Consider the following 15,247-nt stretch of genomic DNA (forward strand, 5'->3'; position numbering starts at 1 on the left):
TCTACGCCGTAAAACCGTTCTTCTTTGTTATAACGAAACTTAGCTCCTAATTTTATAAAGCCTTCAAAGTGGGTGTCTAAACGTCTTCGGCCTATTTTATCGCCACCAGGTCGTGGAATATAGCCTTTACCAAAGCGCGCCAATAAAGGTCCTACAATCATTATAGAACCACGTAGTGAACTTCCTTCTTGTTTAAAAAGTTCAGACTCTAAGTATTCTAACTTAAGATCATCTGCTTTAAAAGCGAATTTTCCTTTACCTAGTTTTTGAATTTTTACGCCAAGGTTTCCAAGTATTGCAATCAATTTATTGACATCCCGAATATCCGGTATGTTTTCAATGATTACCTCTTCTGGAGTTAATAATACGGCACAGAGTATTTGCAAGGCTTCGTTTTTGGCACCTTGCGGACGGATTTCACCTTTCAGTTTATGTCCGCCTTCAATTTGAAAAGTTCCCATTAATATTGATTAATAGAGGTTAGTACCGCTTTCTACCACGGCTATTTTTGTGTGATTTTTTATTATTGCTACTATTATACCTTTTTTTGTTCTTTAAAAGGTTTTTAGCTTCTGATAGATCCTCATCACTATTTTTAAGGTTTATTTTTCCTTCAGAAAGCTCAAAAAGGTGTTTAAAAATTACTTCATCGTCAACAGTATCCTTGTTCCAGTTAAGGAAACATTTCTTCATATGGTTGGCAATGTTAAGGATTAAACCTTCTTTCTTATCGCCTTCTTCCCAGCTATTAGCAACATCAATCATACGCTTAATGTTATTTCCGTAGAACCTATATTTTGGATGGTTTTGAGGATAAGGAAGTGGTTGTGGTGGCTCAGCTAACTCTTCACGCGAAGGTTTCGGGAATGGAGAATCTACGTCCAATTTAAAATCGGACATAATAATCAATTGATCCCAAAGTTTGTGCTGAAAATCAGGCACGTCTCGCAAGTGTGGATTTAAGTTACCCATCACCGAAATAATGCTTTTTGAAACCTTATTTCTTTCATCGCGGTCTTCAATAGAAACCGCATGTTCTACCATTTTTTGCATATGGCGACCATATTCAGGAATAATTAAATGCGTGCGTTCTGTATTGTATTCTATGTTATCTAACAAAATTAAAAATTTAAGGAAGTATTCTTCTTGAAGTAATTATGATTGCAAAATACTAAAATTATAGCGAAATGACACCTTCCACTTCAGAAACTTGCAAATATTTCTCTATTACAGCATCGGGTGAATCCATAGTTACTTTAATAGACAAACTGGTATATTTACCTTTTGAAGAGTCACGAGTACTAATTTCAGCATCTGTTTCATTAAAAACAGCTTCAATTTCAGCTATTTTTTCTAAATCTGAAGGAACAATGAATTTATACAAATATGCTGCAGGCCAAGTGGTGTCTGCTTCTAGTTGCTCTCGAAGACGATTATAGAAGTCTTCAGTTTTTTTTTCGTCTTTCATCAATTTATTTCTTTTTCTTTTACACAAAGATACACTTTTCAGTATCAATAAATATTTGCTTATTTTGTACAAAAATCATTCCGCTTGAAAACTAAACGAATTGTAATAACCGGAGGCCCCGGAACGGGAAAAACAACCTTGATAGATGAACTGGAAAAAAGAGGCTACACTTGCTTACACGAAGTGTCTAGAGAAATTACTAAAAAAGCGCAAGAAGAGGGAGTTGAACAACTTTTTTTAACCGATCCTATTCTCTTTAGTCAACGATTATTAGACGGCAGATTAGCACAATTTATAGAAGCTAAGGCATACCAAAAAGAGTATTTATTTTACGATCGTGGACTACCAGATGTAACCGCTTATATGGATTACTTTAAAACAGAATATCCTGAAAGCTTTACCAATAGCTGCCTCGATAATCAATACGATACGGTCTTTTTATTACCACCTTGGAAAAAAATATATAAGCAAGACAATGAACGGTATGAAAATTTTGAAGAAGCTAAGAAAATTCATACTGCACTGTTGAAGGGCTATGAAAATTATGGATATGACGTTCAATTAGTTCCAGTAGGTACTGTAGAAGAACGAATTACATACATACTTGATAATTTGAAGTAAACTATTTGAAAACACCACTGCAAATCCTTGAAAATTATTGGGGTTTTACTTCCTTTAAACCGATGCAGGAAGCCATTATCGCTTCGGTATTAAACGATAAAGACACCGTTGCCCTGCTGCCTACTGGCGGGGGGAAATCAATGTGTTTTCAAATTCCGGGACTGCTAAAAGAAGGAACTTGCATTGTTGTTTCACCATTAATTGCCTTAATGGCCGATCAAGTAAACGCTTTAAAAGATCGTGGTATTAAAGCGATGCACATTTCGGGAGGGATTTCTTTTTCTGAATTGCAAACCAGTATGGATAATGTTCTCTACGGAAATTATAAGTTTTTATACCTATCCCCCGAACGCTTGCAACAAGAGTTGGTACAAAATACTATTAGGCAATTAAACGTAAGTCTAATTGCTGTAGATGAAGCACATTGTATTTCGCAATGGGGCAACGATTTTCGGCCAGCTTATAAAAACATTACTGTTTTAAGAGAACTAAAACCTTTGGCTCCTTTTATTGCGTTAACTGCCACGGCAACGCCAGAAGTTTTAGAAGATACTATCAAAGAATTAAATTTAGAACTTCCCGCTGTTTATAAAAACTCTTTTGTCCGTTCTAATCTTTCATACCAAGTACACAAAGTTGACGACAAATTATACCACATAGAACAACTTTTAAAAAACAATACCGGATCGGCCATTGTGTATGTGAGAAGTCGAAAAAGTGCCGTTGAGACCAGTAATCACCTAAATCAATTAGGGTTTCGTAGTACATTTTATCACGGCGGAATTTCAAAAAAGGAAAAAGACAACCGCTTGCAACAATGGCAAACGGGAAGCATTCCCACCATGGTAGCTACCAATGCTTTTGGAATGGGAATAGATCATCCAAACGTTCGGTTTGTCATCCATATTCAATTACCCGAAAGTCTAGAGAGTTATTTTCAAGAAGCAGGTCGCGCTGGCCGTGATGGAAATTATGCTCAAGCCGTATTATTGTATAGTGAGTACGATAAAATCTTGGTGAAAAAACAGTTTATTGATGCTTTACCAACACCTAAACATTTAAAAAAAATCTACCGAAAACTGAACAATTATTTTCAGGTTTCATATGGAGAAGGAGAATTTGAACAATTCAGTTTTAGTTTTACCGAGTTTTGCAGCACCTACAAATTGAACACCTTATTAGCTTACAATGCCCTAAATTCACTGGATAGATTGGCAGTTATACAACTATCAAAGGAGTTTGGCCGTAAGTCAACCGTACAGTTTTTATGGCCTTCAGAAAAAGTATTGGATTATTTTTCAGGAGATATAACTACCTCAGTTATTGGAAAAACAATACTCCGGCTATACGGTGGTATTTTTGAAATGCCTACAGGGGTTGACTTGGATGTTATTTCAAAAAAAACGGGACAATCGGTTACAGTTATCATTTCAGTATTACAAAAAATGGAACGTGATGATGTGATTGATCTATTGCTAAAAGTAACCGATGCGACCATCACATTTTTAAAACCCAGAGAAGACGATAAAACCATCAATGTAATTGCCAAAGAGATTGAAGCGCTCAATGAAAAAAAGCGAAAGCAAGTAGCTTCGGTATTACAATATGTTGAAAATACCAAAGAATGCAGAAGCGTGCAGTTGGTGCGATATTTTGGAGATGTGGAAGCTAACGTTTGTGGAGTTTGCTCTGTTTGTGCTTCACAAAAAAAAGTGGCAAGCAAAAGCGAAATGAAGCTTATTTCAGAAAAAATATTACAATTATTAGAAGAAAAGGAAATGGATGGGCGGGAGCTTTCAGAAAAAAGTACTTTTGCAACCGAAAAAATGATTCACGTATTACGGTTATTGCTAGATAATGGCAAGATTAAACTGAATACCAAAAACCAATATTACATACATTCATGAGAGACTTACGGATTGTTTTTATGGGCACACCAGATTTTGCTGTTGGGGTTCTAAAAAAACTATTAGAAGAAGATAAAAATATAGTCGGAGTAATAACAGCTCCTGATAGACCTGCCGGGAGAGGACGAAAATTAAAACCTTCAGCGGTAAAGGAATTTGCGTTGTCTAAAAACCTCCCTGTTTTACAGCCTACAAACTTAAAAGACGACAATTTTTTAACTGAATTAAAAGCGCTTGAAGTCAACCTGCAAATTGTCGTAGCTTTCCGTATGTTGCCAAAAGTAGTTTGGTCCTTACCAGATTATGGTACGTTTAATCTGCATGCTTCCCTCCTACCACAATATCGTGGTGCTGCACCTATTAATTGGGCAATTATTAACCAAGAAGAAAAAACCGGGGTTACTACCTTTTTTATAGACGAAAAAATAGATACTGGAGCTATTATTTTAAAAGAAGAAGTTTCTATTTCAGAAAACGAAACTGCTGAAAGTCTTCACGATACCTTAATGGAGCTTGGTAGCGAATTGGTAGTGAAAACGGTTTCTAAAATCGAAATTGATGAAGCTAACCCAATTCCTCAAATTAAGGATATAACTATAAAAGATGCGCCTAAACTTACTTCAGAAAACACAAGAATAAATTGGAATGAATCGGTTGAAACCATTGACGCCTTTATTAGAGGACTTTCCCCTTATCCGGTTGCTTGGAGCATGCTAGAAAATGAAGGAGAAACTTTAAAAGCAAAAATCTATTCTGCGACCAAAGAAATGGTTGCACATTCAGAAAAACCTGGTACTGTTACAACAGATAAAAAAAATATGAAAGTAGCTGCAAAAAACGGGTATATATATATTAAGGTATTGCAACTGCCAGGAAAACGGAAAATGGATATTGGCTCTCTATTAAATGGTTTTTCGTTTGCAAAAGAAGCGAAACTTGTGTAATCCCTTGTCACTACTGATTTTGTTAAAATGAGTAAAAAAAAAGCTTTGGTTGTTAACAAACACCCAAAGTTATTAACAAATACCCCGATTTAGTGCGCTATTCCTTGCATGAACCGATAATCCGTTTAAATTTGTAGAGCAATTAAATAAAGTTTAACCAACAATCTAATTTTAAAATTTAAACTATGAACAAATCAGATTTAATCGACGCAATGGCAGAAGATGCCGGAATTACAAAAGCAGCTGCAAAAAAGGCATTAGAGTCTTTCCTTGAAAACGTAGAGGGAGCGCTTAAAAAAGGAAACAGAGTATCTTTAGTAGGATTCGGTTCTTGGTCAGTATCTAGAAGAGCTGCCCGTGAAGGAAGAAACCCACAAACAGGTAAAACTATTAAAATCGCTGCTAAAAACGTTGTTAAGTTTAAAGCAGGATCAGATTTACAGAGTGCTGTAAATTAAGCAAGAAATTGTCTACTTAAATCAAATCCTGCCTTTCGGTGGGATTTTTTTATAGCCATATTTTCCACATCAATTGTCTTAAGTGTTGGATATTCAAAAATTAATGTTTAGATTTAATTTACAAAACTAACTTCATGACTACTCTTAAACCAGCCAAAGGATTGTTATTAGTAGCTGAACCTTCTATTATAGGTGACGTTTCTTTTAATAGGTCTGTGGTGCTTTTGGCCGAACACAACGAAGAGGGATCGGTTGGTTTTATCTTAAATAAGCCTCTCGCGTACACTTTAAAAGACTTTATTTCTGAAATAGACTCCACACTTCCCGTATACAATGGAGGGCCTGTTGAGCAGGATAATTTGTACTTTATTCATAGAATACCTGAGTTGATTCCTGAGAGTATTGAAATATCAAGTGGTATTTATTGGGGTGGTGATTTTAATTCGGTGATGGAGCTATTGCTTCAAAATAAAATAGATGAATCACAAATACGATTCTTTTTAGGGTATTCTGGATGGGAAAGCACACAACTTAATCAAGAATTACAGCTAAACAGCTGGGTGGTTGCACCCAATGATTATAAAAATGAAATAATTGGTAAACCTTACACCAATTTTTGGAAAGAAAAAATGATTGAGTTTGGCGGTGATTACCTTATTTGGTCTAACTCACCAGAAAATCCTGCCTATAATTAACCCAACCGTGCTTTTACGTTCAATTTAGCTAACAATTCTTTAGCCACTTCTTGTCTATATTCCTTTTTACGGTATTTAGATACTGGCTGAATTCCTGTAATTACATTGGTAATAAAAATTTCGTCTGCTTTTTGAAGTTCAAAAGGTGAAACTGATGTTTCTTCCAAAACATAATCTGGCATCTGACCTAAAATTTTGATAATCTGCTTTCTAAGAATACCATTTAAACAACCATCTGTAATTGGTGGTGTTTTTATTTTATAATCTTTTACCAGAAAAATATTTCCATTTAAAGCTTCCACCACTTGCTTTTTTTCATTTAACAACAAGCAATTGGCGTAATCGTTTTCTTTTGCATAGACGCTTCCCAAAACATTCAATACTTTATTGGTCGTTTTTAACGTAGAAAGCAAGCCTGAATTTATATAGTGGTCTTTAAATAATTCTATTTCATAGAAAGTATCATCCATAGTATAAAATGGATTCGCAAGTTCTTCAGAAGTAATTAAAAATGCTACATTATTTGTCGTTGGAGAATACTTCCCTCCTGTTTTACGCCACACTAATATTTTTGCTCGAAAGGCCCCATTTTTATTTTCTGAAGATGCTATGGTATTCAACACCTGCTCTTCCAAATATTCTGGAGTAAAACTCATGGGTATTTCCATACGTAAAATACGCATAGAAGCCATTAGGCGAAAATAATGGTCTTCCCAAAAATATATTTTACCGCCAGAAACTCGAAGGGTTTCGAATACAGCATCCCCGTAGTTTAATCCGCGGTTATCCGGTAAAATTGTTGAATTGTTTTCTTGTAGTGTTCCGTTAAAATTGATCATAAAAAAGCCGCTTTTATTCTGAATTTTTTCAAAATAGTGCGGCGCAAAGATATTATAAATTAGGCGGAACTGTTACTTAGAACCCAATATCTGTTTTAAATCTGAAACCATATTATCCCAAAGCATTTTCCCTTCATCAATTTCATCTTCTTCGGCATAATCTGTAATCATTAAGGAAACATCTTTGGTGATTTCATCTACCTGAATACGAAGTTCAAAAAAGTAATCGGTATCCTCGTCATCTAACCAACGGAATTTTATTCGTTCACCACTCTTCTTTCCTAGCAGTTTAGCTTTTTCTTCACTTCCTTCCCACATAAAAGTAAAAAATTCACCACGAGAATTTACATTATCGGCATACCACTCACTCATTCCTGAAGGAGTCGAAATATATTGATATAACAATGATGGAGAAACCTGTATAGGAAATTCCATTTCGTATTTTATTTTGTCTTCCATAGTTTTTTCTTAGTTAGAGCCCAATATATAGATTAATTCTAATATTGGAAAGAAAGAGGATTGATTTTTTCCTTTTTAGAATTAATTGAAAAAAACTATAAAACTTTATCTAAAAGAAAATAGTTGACTGTAAAACAGCTTAATAAAAACATTAATCCCTACTGTCTTTGAATAACAAGAAACTTTATTAATTAAAAGGAATAAAGCATATAGCTTAAACAAGAACTAGAAACGAAATTGGTTAGAATAGAAACTGACCAATTTTTGTTTTAACGAAATGGGAAGTCGAATTTTACCGAAACTTTAGAAAATAATTATCTAAATAAGCTCAATACAAAATATGAAGGCAAGTATAAATCGTCTTTAATGTGAAACTATCAATACATTTTATTTTCATTCATCGATTCCTTCGGAATTTGTTGAATTGAATCCCAATGCTCACAAATTTTCCCGTTTTCATTAAAGCGAAAAAAATCCATTGTAATGTATTCATCATTATCTGGCCAAGTTTGATGCGTATGTAAAGCCACTAAATTTCCCTCTGAAATGCATCTCACAAATTCAATGGACTTATTAGAATATTCTTTCTGCATTTTCTCAAAATAGTCTATAAAGCCTTGTGTACCATCACTAACATCTGGATTGTGTTGAATATATACATCACCAACATATTGCTCAATTGCCTTTTTAGGATTGCCTTCGTAAGCGGTTTTATAAAATGCAATTGCTTTTTCTTTGTTGTCTTTTGTGTTCATTAGAATAGTTTTTACAACAAGTGGACTGTTTACTTGAATACAACTTCAATAAACTTGAGTATTTCGGGCTTCACAATATCAATGTGTTCCCAAGCTAAATTATGCCCTACATTTGGAATGATTGTTACGGTGCTGTTTGAAAATATACTGTCTGTATATTTTATATTTCCTACAGGAACCACATTATCTTTAGAGCCGTGAAAATGTACTATTGGAATTTTAAGGGTATGCCAATCTTGTTCTATTTTTGACAATTCTGCTGCGTGAACACTTTTTTCGTCGCCAGCAACCCGGTACCCTGTTGGGACCAACCATCGTGTAACCCACCATTGTGTAAGTCGAGACGCCCAAATATCCTTTTCCTGTTGAGGATCCATTGCGGCAGATAAAAGTATAACCCCTTTTACATTTTGATTAATTACCGCTAATCGTGCTGCCAAAGGACCTCCATAAGATGTTCCTACCACGATAATATTATCCAACTGCAAATCGCTTACAGCAGCATTCATCAATTCTGCCTGTCTTTCAATGGAAGGCATCTCATCTCCAAAATTAGAATAGCCATAACCAGGTCTATCAATAGCATATAAATTTGCAGCCTGTGCTAGCTCTTTATCTGCCATATACGCATGCCAAGCAGTAAGGGAACTCGGTGACCCGTGAAAAAAGACCACATTGATCTCTTCATTTGATAAAGCAACTTTTTGAATCCGAATATTGAGATTTAAGCTATCTACTTGAAAAAAGGATAACTCTGTTAGAACACCTTTTTCTTTAAATCCTTCAATAATTTCAGTATCGGTTTTCCTATACTGCAGCGTAGTGCAAGATAGAAATGTAATGCAGCAAAAAAATATGAGTTTTACAAAAAGTAATCTATCTAAGCTTTTGTTTCTACTTTTTATCATTAAATTCCTGTAATATAACTATTTCCACATACTTCTATTTATTAAGATTTTAGAAGCTTATTTTCCTTTTCCAGGCGTTCGGCTTTTTCTTTAAAGGTTGTTAAGGCCTTTTTCATTTGTCCAACCTTCGCTAAAAGATCATCGTCTTGGAGTCCTTTATAGGTGGCATCACCTTCGTTTTCCTTATACTTTGCTTTGGCTCCACAAGTGGGGCACGTTCTTACATCTGACATATTTAACTAATTTACTGATTTATATTCTGAAATTATTTGAGGAATTGCTTTATGGATTCTACCGGATGCAGCTTCAAAATCTGACGGGACATTGTTTACACCTATTTTTATCCCTTCATAAATACCAGCAATTACAGTACCTAAAAAATCACCCAGTGCTATTTTTCTTTCTTCCTCATAAGCCGCAACTGAGACAGGATGATACGAGAGGTTTGTATGGTAAACCTGATTAATAAACTCAGCTAATTCCGTTTGGGTAATAGCCTCCCCTACCAAATTGTAAATCTGTCCATTATGCTTTTCATCTGTTAACATTTGGGAATAGGCAAAACTCAATTCATTTCTACTGGTATAAGCACATTTTCCATCTGCTGCACAATTTCTAATTTCACCCTCTTTTACATACTGATCTATATATTCTAGGTCTGGTTCAATATAGACACCATTTCTTCCAATACTAAATTGCAAACCTGATTCCTCAATATCTTTTTCTGTCTGTCTATTGCTTTTAACAATGGGACTAAAAGCATTACCTTCTTCTGAACCAACAATACTTGTATAGACTATCTTTTTTACTCCATTTTGCTTTGCAGCAGCAATTACATTTCTATGCTGTTGTATTCTTTTTTCAGGTTTATCCATTCCTGAAACCAATAGCAGAGTGTCAATATCTTGTAAGGCTTCATTAAATTGTTCTCGACTGCTGTAGTCGCCTTTTCGGATTTCTACTCCAAGATGGTTTGCTTTTTCAGGGGTGCGAGCTATACCAATAACATTGTTTTTTCCTACTTCTGTAATCAAATGTTCTACAATTGCTGTACCCAATTGACCGCTTGCTGATGTTACTGCGATTTTCATATTTCTTTCTGTTTTTTGTTTAATAATAACCTGAACTACACTAATTTATCGTTCTTTAATATTCTTTTGACAACAAAAAAATCATACTTCAAAAGTAGCGTGTTAACTATTTTTAGAAAAGGTAAAAACTTACCTATTTAGTGTAAAAGTGTAACCTATTATTAATTATTTGAAGTCCTAAATTGAAGCGGAGAAAGTAATGCATTCTTTTTAAAAAACTTGGACATATTAGCAGGCTCATCAAATCCAGTTATATAACTAATTTCTTTAACAGTATAGGATGTAGATGCTAGGTAACGCTTAATTTCGGTGGTTACAAAATCATCAATAAAAGCTTTGGGTGTTTTTCCTCGGAGGGATTTCGTTATTTCATTTAGAAGTTTGTAGGATATATTTAATTCTGAAGCATACACCTTTGAATTTCTAGTTTGCACATAATTTCTTTCCAATAAATTTTTGAACTCTGTAAACTTTTCAATCCATCTTGATTTTAGAGCCTTTGCGGGTACGTTATTTTTTATCCGCTCTGCTTTAAGAAGTATTAAATGGAGATTATGCCTAAGTATTTCATTTTTAGCAAAAGAATCGGGGTAATGATACTCAAAATAGATTTCTGAAAAAACAACCTTAAAGTCATCTTGGTGCATATCTGCTTGATGAATAACTGGAGATTCAATATGATAGTTATACAACCTGTAAAGTTTTAGGTTTTTGGAAGAAATATAATTTTGTTCAAAAAAATTACCATTGATAACTATAAAATATCCTTCTACATTTTTTAAATCTTCTGTAAAATGATGTACTTGGTTTTTTGCAATAAATAAAACACTCCCTTCAATTAGTTTATATGACTTAAAGTCTACAAAATGGGAGTATGTACCTTTAGTTACCATTAAGATTATATAAAAATCTATCCGGTGTGATAAAAATGGGTTGTGATCTAGTTTGGCTGTAATTCGTTCATATATTTCCGAAAGCTTCATTACCTCAATATTTAAAGGCTTTGTCTTATCAAAATCTATTCGTGGCAATTGGCTCTTCATCGGTAAATAAGAATTGAATTAAGTGCTATTTCCTGCTATTAATAATCTATACTAAATAGTATGCGATTATCTTTTTGTTCTATTGACTTGAAAGTGTTTTTAATCAGTTAACTAGTTTTTAAAGGTTCAACTTTACTACTACCAATATTCAAGTCGTCTACTAATAGCTTTTCTTGCTGTTCAATTTCTTCCCTTGCTTTAAATATGTATTCCTTTCCATTTTTTGGAGTAGTTGCCAGTCTTTTCAGGCTTTGTACATCAAGATTTATAAATTTTTTAGCTTGATCGTTTGTAGCTTCTCTATCAAAACCCATAAAGTGAAGTACATCACTAGCCATTTTTACTGATGTATCTAGTGATTCCCGATAAATATGTTCAACACCTAAATTATGCAAATCATACGCATCGTAGCGATTTTTCGCTCGGACCAATAATTTTACATTTGGATATTTCTCCTTTACTTTTTTCACAATGCCAAGGGCTGCATCTGGATTATCAATGGCACAGATTAAATAGTCGGCTTCTGTAATTCCTGCAGATTCAAGCAAGTCCATCCGCGAGGCATCTCCATAAAAAACTTCAAACCCCATTTTTCTTAAAAAATCTACTCTATTTGAATCTATATCAAGAACCGTAGTGGGTATACCATGTGCCCGAAGAAATCTTCCTATAGTACTACCAAAATGACCAAACCCAACTAAGATAGTCCTATTACTTTTTTGGATGTCGTCCATGGGTCTTTTTTCAGATTCTTTTGTGCCGATTTTAGGTAGGCATATGTGTTCATTCAATATCCAAAGAATTGGCGTTAACGTCATTGTAAGTGCAGTAACAACCAACATGATATCAAGTTGTTCTCTTTCAAAAATATTCAGCTGAAAAGCGAAAGAAAGCAAAACAAAAGCGAATTCCCCAATTTGAGCTAAACCTACCATTAACAGTAAGCGTTGGTCTATTTTTAGTTTAAAAATAATTCCTACTACAAAAAGTACAATCGCTTTAATTATAATTACAGATATTACCAGGCCTGATATCAATAGTGGATTTTCACTTATAACCACAAAGTTAATAGAAGCACCAACTGCCATAAAAAATAACCCTAGCAGTAAATCCTTGAAAGGATCGAGCGTGCTTTCCAGTTCGTGTTTAAATTCGCTTGTTGCCAAAACTACGCCTCCTAAAAAGGCTCCTAATGCCGGACTTAATCCTACTAATTCCATCAAAAAAGAAATTCCAGCTACAATTAACAACGCCGAAGCTACCAATAATTCCCGAACCCTCGATTTAGCAACAATTCGCAGCATAGGGACGATTAAATACCTACCCGCTATAATAATAAGAACAATAGATAATACGATACCTAATGCGTGTAATCCTAGTGGTAGGCTTTCAAGAAGGCTTTCGTGAGAGCCGTGCCCACCTGTCTCAACTGCAGCATTGTCTGAAATATTTGATAATAATGGCAATACCGCTAACATTACAATAACAATAATATCTTGAAATAATAATATTGAAAAGGAAGAAGTACCATAAATAGTTTGCATCAACCCCTTTTCTTTATTGGTTTGCAGTGTAATCGCCGTAGATGAAAGTGCCACAGCCATTGCAACAGTTAATGACAATTTCCATTCAATTCCGAAGCTATACATGACGGCAAAAGTGAGGGCTATAGTTCCAAAAACCTGTATGCTACCCATTCCTAAAACAAGTTTTCGCATCTGCCAAAAACTCTTGGGTTTTATTTCCAGACCAATAATAAAAAGCATCATTACTACTCCAAATTCAGCAAACTCGAAGATGTCTTCTCCTTCTTCGCCTACGAAGCCCAAAATATATGGCCCAATTAATATACCTGCCAATAAATAACCAATTACAGAGCTTAAGCCAAAACGTTTGGCAATGGGTACACATAATATCGCCCCAGCTAGGAAAACAATGGATTGAAAAAGGATGCTGCCTGTCATAATAAAATTTATATTTTAAATTCGTTTGTTAGCTTTATTCTTAAAACTTAGTGTTAAGAAGTTGCGCATTCAGCTCGTTTTAAAAGCATATATTCTCCATGGTTTTTAAAATCCCGAACCGATTTTCCCACATAGCGTTTAAAGGTTTTGGAAAGATGGCTTACATCTGTAAAACCTAACTCGTCAGCTATTTCTGTAAGTGTGTAATCTGAGTTTAAAAGTCGTATTTCTACCAATTTTAGTTTAGCTTTAATAATGTGCTCCCGTAATGATACTCCAACCTGCTTTCTAAAAAATTCACTTACATAAGTTGGCGACATTAAAAATTCTTCTGCCAAGTGTTCTACTTTCAGAAGTTCTGTTTTATTAATATTCTCACTAATGTAGGTTAGCATTCTGGTAGCTCTGTCATCGGTACTCTTTTCTGCAATTTCATAGTGACTACCCTTTTTAATGTTTCTAATTAATATTTCTAAAATACTTGTCATTAAACTGGATACCAAAGAAATAGATTCCTCCCCGTAATTTCTCGATTCCTGTAAAATCATCGCTATAAGCCTTTTTAAATGCTGTCTATCCACATCGCTTTTAATCACATCGCCAGGTAATTGATTGTAATTTGAAAGAATATATGCAGCCTCACTAAACCATTCTGATCTATCTACAGAAACCCGATTAGAGTTTTTAAAGAACGCATCCGTAAACTTTAAAAACACAAACGTGGAAGCGGATTCAATGTTAAAAGAGTGACACTTTAATGGCGGAAGCAAAAATATACTATTCTCTTTATAGGGATGAAGGTTGTAATTGATACACTGTGTTCCATTTCCTTCCTTAATTAAAACGAGTTCGAAAAAATTGTTTTTAACAGGACGTTGTTTCCATTCTGACAGTTTCAATTCTTGTACTTCAAAAGGTTTGTACGCTTCTAATACTTGCATTTTATCATATTTTATGGCCAAATTTATGTAAAAAGAACTTAAATAACTCTATTTTAAGATAACAAACCTTTAAAAATACATAAAAACCCATTTTTTATACCAAAAAATGACTTGAAACTCAAAGTATCTTTGTAATATAAATAATTAAAATAAGAGATATGAAAGCAATGCTAATTAAAGAATACGGTGAAAATGCAACATTTGAAGTAAGTGAAGTTGCAAAACCAGAAGTAAAATCAGGACACGTTTTAATAAAAATTGAAGCATCAAGTGTGAATACGGTCGATACCATGATTCGTAAAATGGGAACAGACCTTCCATTATCTCCAAAAGCACCCGCTATTCTAGGAATGGATTTCGCAGGAACTATTGAATCTGTGGGTGATGATGTGCAAGGATACTCTGTAGGTGATGAAGTTTATGGCTGTGCTGGCGGGGTTTCAGATTTACAAGGAACATTGGCAGAATATATGGTTGCAGACACCAAACTAATCGCACACAAGCCAAAAAACCTATCCATGCGAGAAGCCGCAGCTTTACCTCTCGTTGCTATTACAGCTTATGAAGGTTTAACACGCGCAAATATCCAAAAAGGACAAAAAGTGTTGATCCAAGGGGGTTCTGGTGGCGTAGGTCACATTGCAATACAGCTTGCCAACCATTTTGGTGCAGAAGTGTATGCAACTGAAGGTGATGATAAAGGAATAGCTTTAATTCGAGAATTAAATGGTACAGCTATAAACTATAAAAATGAAAAAGTTGAAAATTATGTTGAAGCCTACACGAACGGAGCAGGATTTGACGTTGTATTTGATACTGTAGGGGGAGCAAACTTAACCAATTCATTTCAAGCAGCGACATTGAATGGACAGGTTTCTACTACCGTATCGCTATGTGAGTTAGACCTCTCTCCTGCTCACTTTAAAGGATTATCGTTACATGTTGTTTTTATGCTTATTCCTATGCTGCACAATTTTAAAAGAGAACAGCACGGAAACATTTTAAACAAAATCACCCAGATTATTGAAGCTGGTAATTTGAAACCCGTAGTTGATGAGCATCATTTTTCATTGGAAGAAGTAGGAAAAGCACATAACCATTTAGAAAGTGGAAAGGCTATAGGAAAAGTTGTTGTGGAAAATTAATAGTAAAGG

17 protein-coding genes and 1 pseudogene are annotated in these 15,247 nt (G+C 34.6%); 6 read left to right on the forward strand and 12 right to left on the reverse strand.

Translation table 11 applies throughout. The features are described from left to right. The 3 genes and pseudogenes from AACZ92_RS05745 to AACZ92_RS05755 all read right to left on the reverse strand — a co-directional run. Nucleotides 1–461 (reverse strand): annotated as a pseudogene (locus AACZ92_RS05745) (UDP-N-acetylglucosamine 1-carboxyvinyltransferase); the annotation flags it as partial. A gap of 19 nt (nt 462–480) precedes the next feature. Next, a complete protein-coding gene (locus tag AACZ92_RS05750; RefSeq protein WP_339698225.1) occupies nt 481–1,119 on the reverse strand; it encodes a DUF4290 domain-containing protein in 639 nt (212 codons plus the stop codon). Between the two features lie 58 nt (nt 1,120–1,177). Continuing rightward, nucleotides 1,178–1,468, reverse strand: coding sequence for a DUF493 family protein (locus AACZ92_RS05755; protein ID WP_339698228.1), 291 nt, complete (start codon nt 1,466–1,468; stop codon nt 1,178–1,180). A gap of 84 nt (nt 1,469–1,552) precedes the next feature. On the opposite strand from AACZ92_RS05755, the gene AACZ92_RS05760 reads away from it, so the two are divergent. From AACZ92_RS05760 to AACZ92_RS05780, 5 genes are all read left to right on the forward strand, one after another. Beyond that, the gene (locus AACZ92_RS05760) at nt 1,553–2,089 is read left to right on the forward strand and encodes an ATP-binding protein (protein WP_339698231.1); all 537 of its coding nucleotides are present in this window, start codon (nt 1,553–1,555) and stop codon (nt 2,087–2,089) included. Between the two features lie 5 nt (nt 2,090–2,094). Then, nucleotides 2,095–3,996 carry an ATP-dependent DNA helicase RecQ gene (locus AACZ92_RS05765; protein WP_339698233.1) on the forward strand — a complete coding sequence of 634 codons (1,902 nt, stop codon included), beginning with the start codon at nt 2,095–2,097 and terminating at the stop codon, nt 3,994–3,996. Then, nucleotides 3,993–4,940 (forward strand): methionyl-tRNA formyltransferase, encoded by a 948-nt coding sequence (fmt, locus tag AACZ92_RS05770; protein ID WP_339698235.1) that lies wholly within the window; start codon nt 3,993–3,995, stop codon nt 4,938–4,940. The genes AACZ92_RS05765 and fmt overlap by 4 nt, the downstream gene beginning before the upstream one ends. A 185-nt stretch (nt 4,941–5,125) precedes the next feature. Continuing rightward, nucleotides 5,126–5,398: an HU family DNA-binding protein gene (locus AACZ92_RS05775; protein ID WP_116695066.1), complete on the forward strand. Its 273-nt coding sequence runs from the start codon at nt 5,126–5,128 to the stop codon at nt 5,396–5,398. 134 nt (nt 5,399–5,532) lie between these two features. Then, entirely contained in the window at nt 5,533–6,093 is a 561-nt protein-coding gene (locus AACZ92_RS05780; protein WP_339698241.1) for a YqgE/AlgH family protein, read from the forward strand. Here the strand turns inward: AACZ92_RS05780 and AACZ92_RS05785 are convergent. The 9 genes from AACZ92_RS05785 to AACZ92_RS05825 form a co-directional block, all read right to left on the reverse strand. After that, complete coding sequence (locus AACZ92_RS05785) at nt 6,090–6,932, reverse strand: aminotransferase class IV (RefSeq protein ID WP_339698244.1); 843 nt, start codon at nt 6,930–6,932, stop codon at nt 6,090–6,092. The two genes, AACZ92_RS05780 and AACZ92_RS05785, sit on opposite strands and share 4 nt — an antisense overlap. A 72-nt stretch (nt 6,933–7,004) precedes the next feature. Beyond that, the gene (locus tag AACZ92_RS05790; protein WP_339698247.1) at nt 7,005–7,391 is read right to left on the reverse strand and encodes an START-like domain-containing protein; all 387 of its coding nucleotides are present in this window, start codon (nt 7,389–7,391) and stop codon (nt 7,005–7,007) included. Between the two features lie 377 nt (nt 7,392–7,768). Next, on the reverse strand, nt 7,769–8,146 hold the full coding sequence (locus AACZ92_RS05795; protein ID WP_339698250.1) for a nuclear transport factor 2 family protein: 378 nt from the start codon (nt 8,144–8,146) through the stop codon (nt 7,769–7,771). Between the two features lie 29 nt (nt 8,147–8,175). After that, nucleotides 8,176–9,054, reverse strand: coding sequence for an alpha/beta hydrolase (locus AACZ92_RS05800; RefSeq protein WP_339698253.1), 879 nt, complete (start codon nt 9,052–9,054; stop codon nt 8,176–8,178). A 41-nt stretch (nt 9,055–9,095) separates the two neighbouring features. After that, a complete protein-coding gene (locus AACZ92_RS05805; protein ID WP_339698256.1) occupies nt 9,096–9,287 on the reverse strand; it encodes a hypothetical protein in 192 nt (63 codons plus the stop codon). A gap of 6 nt (nt 9,288–9,293) precedes the next feature. Beyond that, nucleotides 9,294–10,145 (reverse strand): SDR family oxidoreductase, encoded by an 852-nt coding sequence (locus AACZ92_RS05810; protein ID WP_339698258.1) that lies wholly within the window; start codon nt 10,143–10,145, stop codon nt 9,294–9,296. Between the two features lie 161 nt (nt 10,146–10,306). Then, the gene (locus AACZ92_RS05815) at nt 10,307–11,128 is read right to left on the reverse strand and encodes a helix-turn-helix transcriptional regulator (RefSeq protein ID WP_339698261.1); all 822 of its coding nucleotides are present in this window, start codon (nt 11,126–11,128) and stop codon (nt 10,307–10,309) included. A 167-nt stretch (nt 11,129–11,295) separates the two neighbouring features. Continuing rightward, entirely contained in the window at nt 11,296–13,152 is a 1,857-nt protein-coding gene (locus AACZ92_RS05820) for a monovalent cation:proton antiporter-2 (CPA2) family protein (protein ID WP_339698264.1), read from the reverse strand. A 53-nt stretch (nt 13,153–13,205) separates the two neighbouring features. After that, nucleotides 13,206–14,093: an AraC family transcriptional regulator gene (locus AACZ92_RS05825; protein WP_339698267.1), complete on the reverse strand. Its 888-nt coding sequence runs from the start codon at nt 14,091–14,093 to the stop codon at nt 13,206–13,208. A gap of 158 nt (nt 14,094–14,251) precedes the next feature. On the opposite strand from AACZ92_RS05825, the gene AACZ92_RS05830 reads away from it, so the two are divergent. Then, complete coding sequence (locus AACZ92_RS05830) at nt 14,252–15,238, forward strand: zinc-dependent alcohol dehydrogenase family protein (protein ID WP_339698270.1); 987 nt, start codon at nt 14,252–14,254, stop codon at nt 15,236–15,238. Nucleotides 15,239–15,247: the final 9 nt, after the last annotated feature.

This window comes from uncultured Marixanthomonas sp., assembly GCF_963974425.1.
Lineage (GTDB): Bacteria > Bacteroidota > Bacteroidia > Flavobacteriales > Flavobacteriaceae > Marixanthomonas.

Coding starts and splice junctions, on each gene's coding strand:
- AACZ92_RS05825 (WP_339698267.1), bottom strand. CDS start 14,093: ATGCAAGTATTAGAAGCGTACAAACCTTTTGAAGTACAAGAATTGAAA.
- fmt (WP_339698235.1), top strand. CDS start 3,993: ATGAGAGACTTACGGATTGTTTTTATGGGCACACCAGATTTTGCTGTT.
- AACZ92_RS05755 (WP_339698228.1), bottom strand. CDS start 1,468: ATGAAAGACGAAAAAAAAACTGAAGACTTCTATAATCGTCTTCGAGAG.
- AACZ92_RS05785 (WP_339698244.1), bottom strand. CDS start 6,932: ATGATCAATTTTAACGGAACACTACAAGAAAACAATTCAACAATTTTA.
- AACZ92_RS05800 (WP_339698253.1), bottom strand. CDS start 9,054: ATGATAAAAAGTAGAAACAAAAGCTTAGATAGATTACTTTTTGTAAAA.
- AACZ92_RS05815 (WP_339698261.1), bottom strand. CDS start 11,128: ATGAAGCTTTCGGAAATATATGAACGAATTACAGCCAAACTAGATCAC.
- AACZ92_RS05790 (WP_339698247.1), bottom strand. CDS start 7,391: ATGGAAGACAAAATAAAATACGAAATGGAATTTCCTATACAGGTTTCT.
- AACZ92_RS05820 (WP_339698264.1), bottom strand. CDS start 13,152: ATGACAGGCAGCATCCTTTTTCAATCCATTGTTTTCCTAGCTGGGGCG.
- AACZ92_RS05830 (WP_339698270.1), top strand. CDS start 14,252: ATGAAAGCAATGCTAATTAAAGAATACGGTGAAAATGCAACATTTGAA.
- AACZ92_RS05775 (WP_116695066.1), top strand. CDS start 5,126: ATGAACAAATCAGATTTAATCGACGCAATGGCAGAAGATGCCGGAATT.
- AACZ92_RS05795 (WP_339698250.1), bottom strand. CDS start 8,146: ATGAACACAAAAGACAACAAAGAAAAAGCAATTGCATTTTATAAAACC.
- AACZ92_RS05780 (WP_339698241.1), top strand. CDS start 5,533: ATGACTACTCTTAAACCAGCCAAAGGATTGTTATTAGTAGCTGAACCT.
- AACZ92_RS05805 (WP_339698256.1), bottom strand. CDS start 9,287: ATGTCAGATGTAAGAACGTGCCCCACTTGTGGAGCCAAAGCAAAGTAT.
- AACZ92_RS05810 (WP_339698258.1), bottom strand. CDS start 10,145: ATGAAAATCGCAGTAACATCAGCAAGCGGTCAATTGGGTACAGCAATT.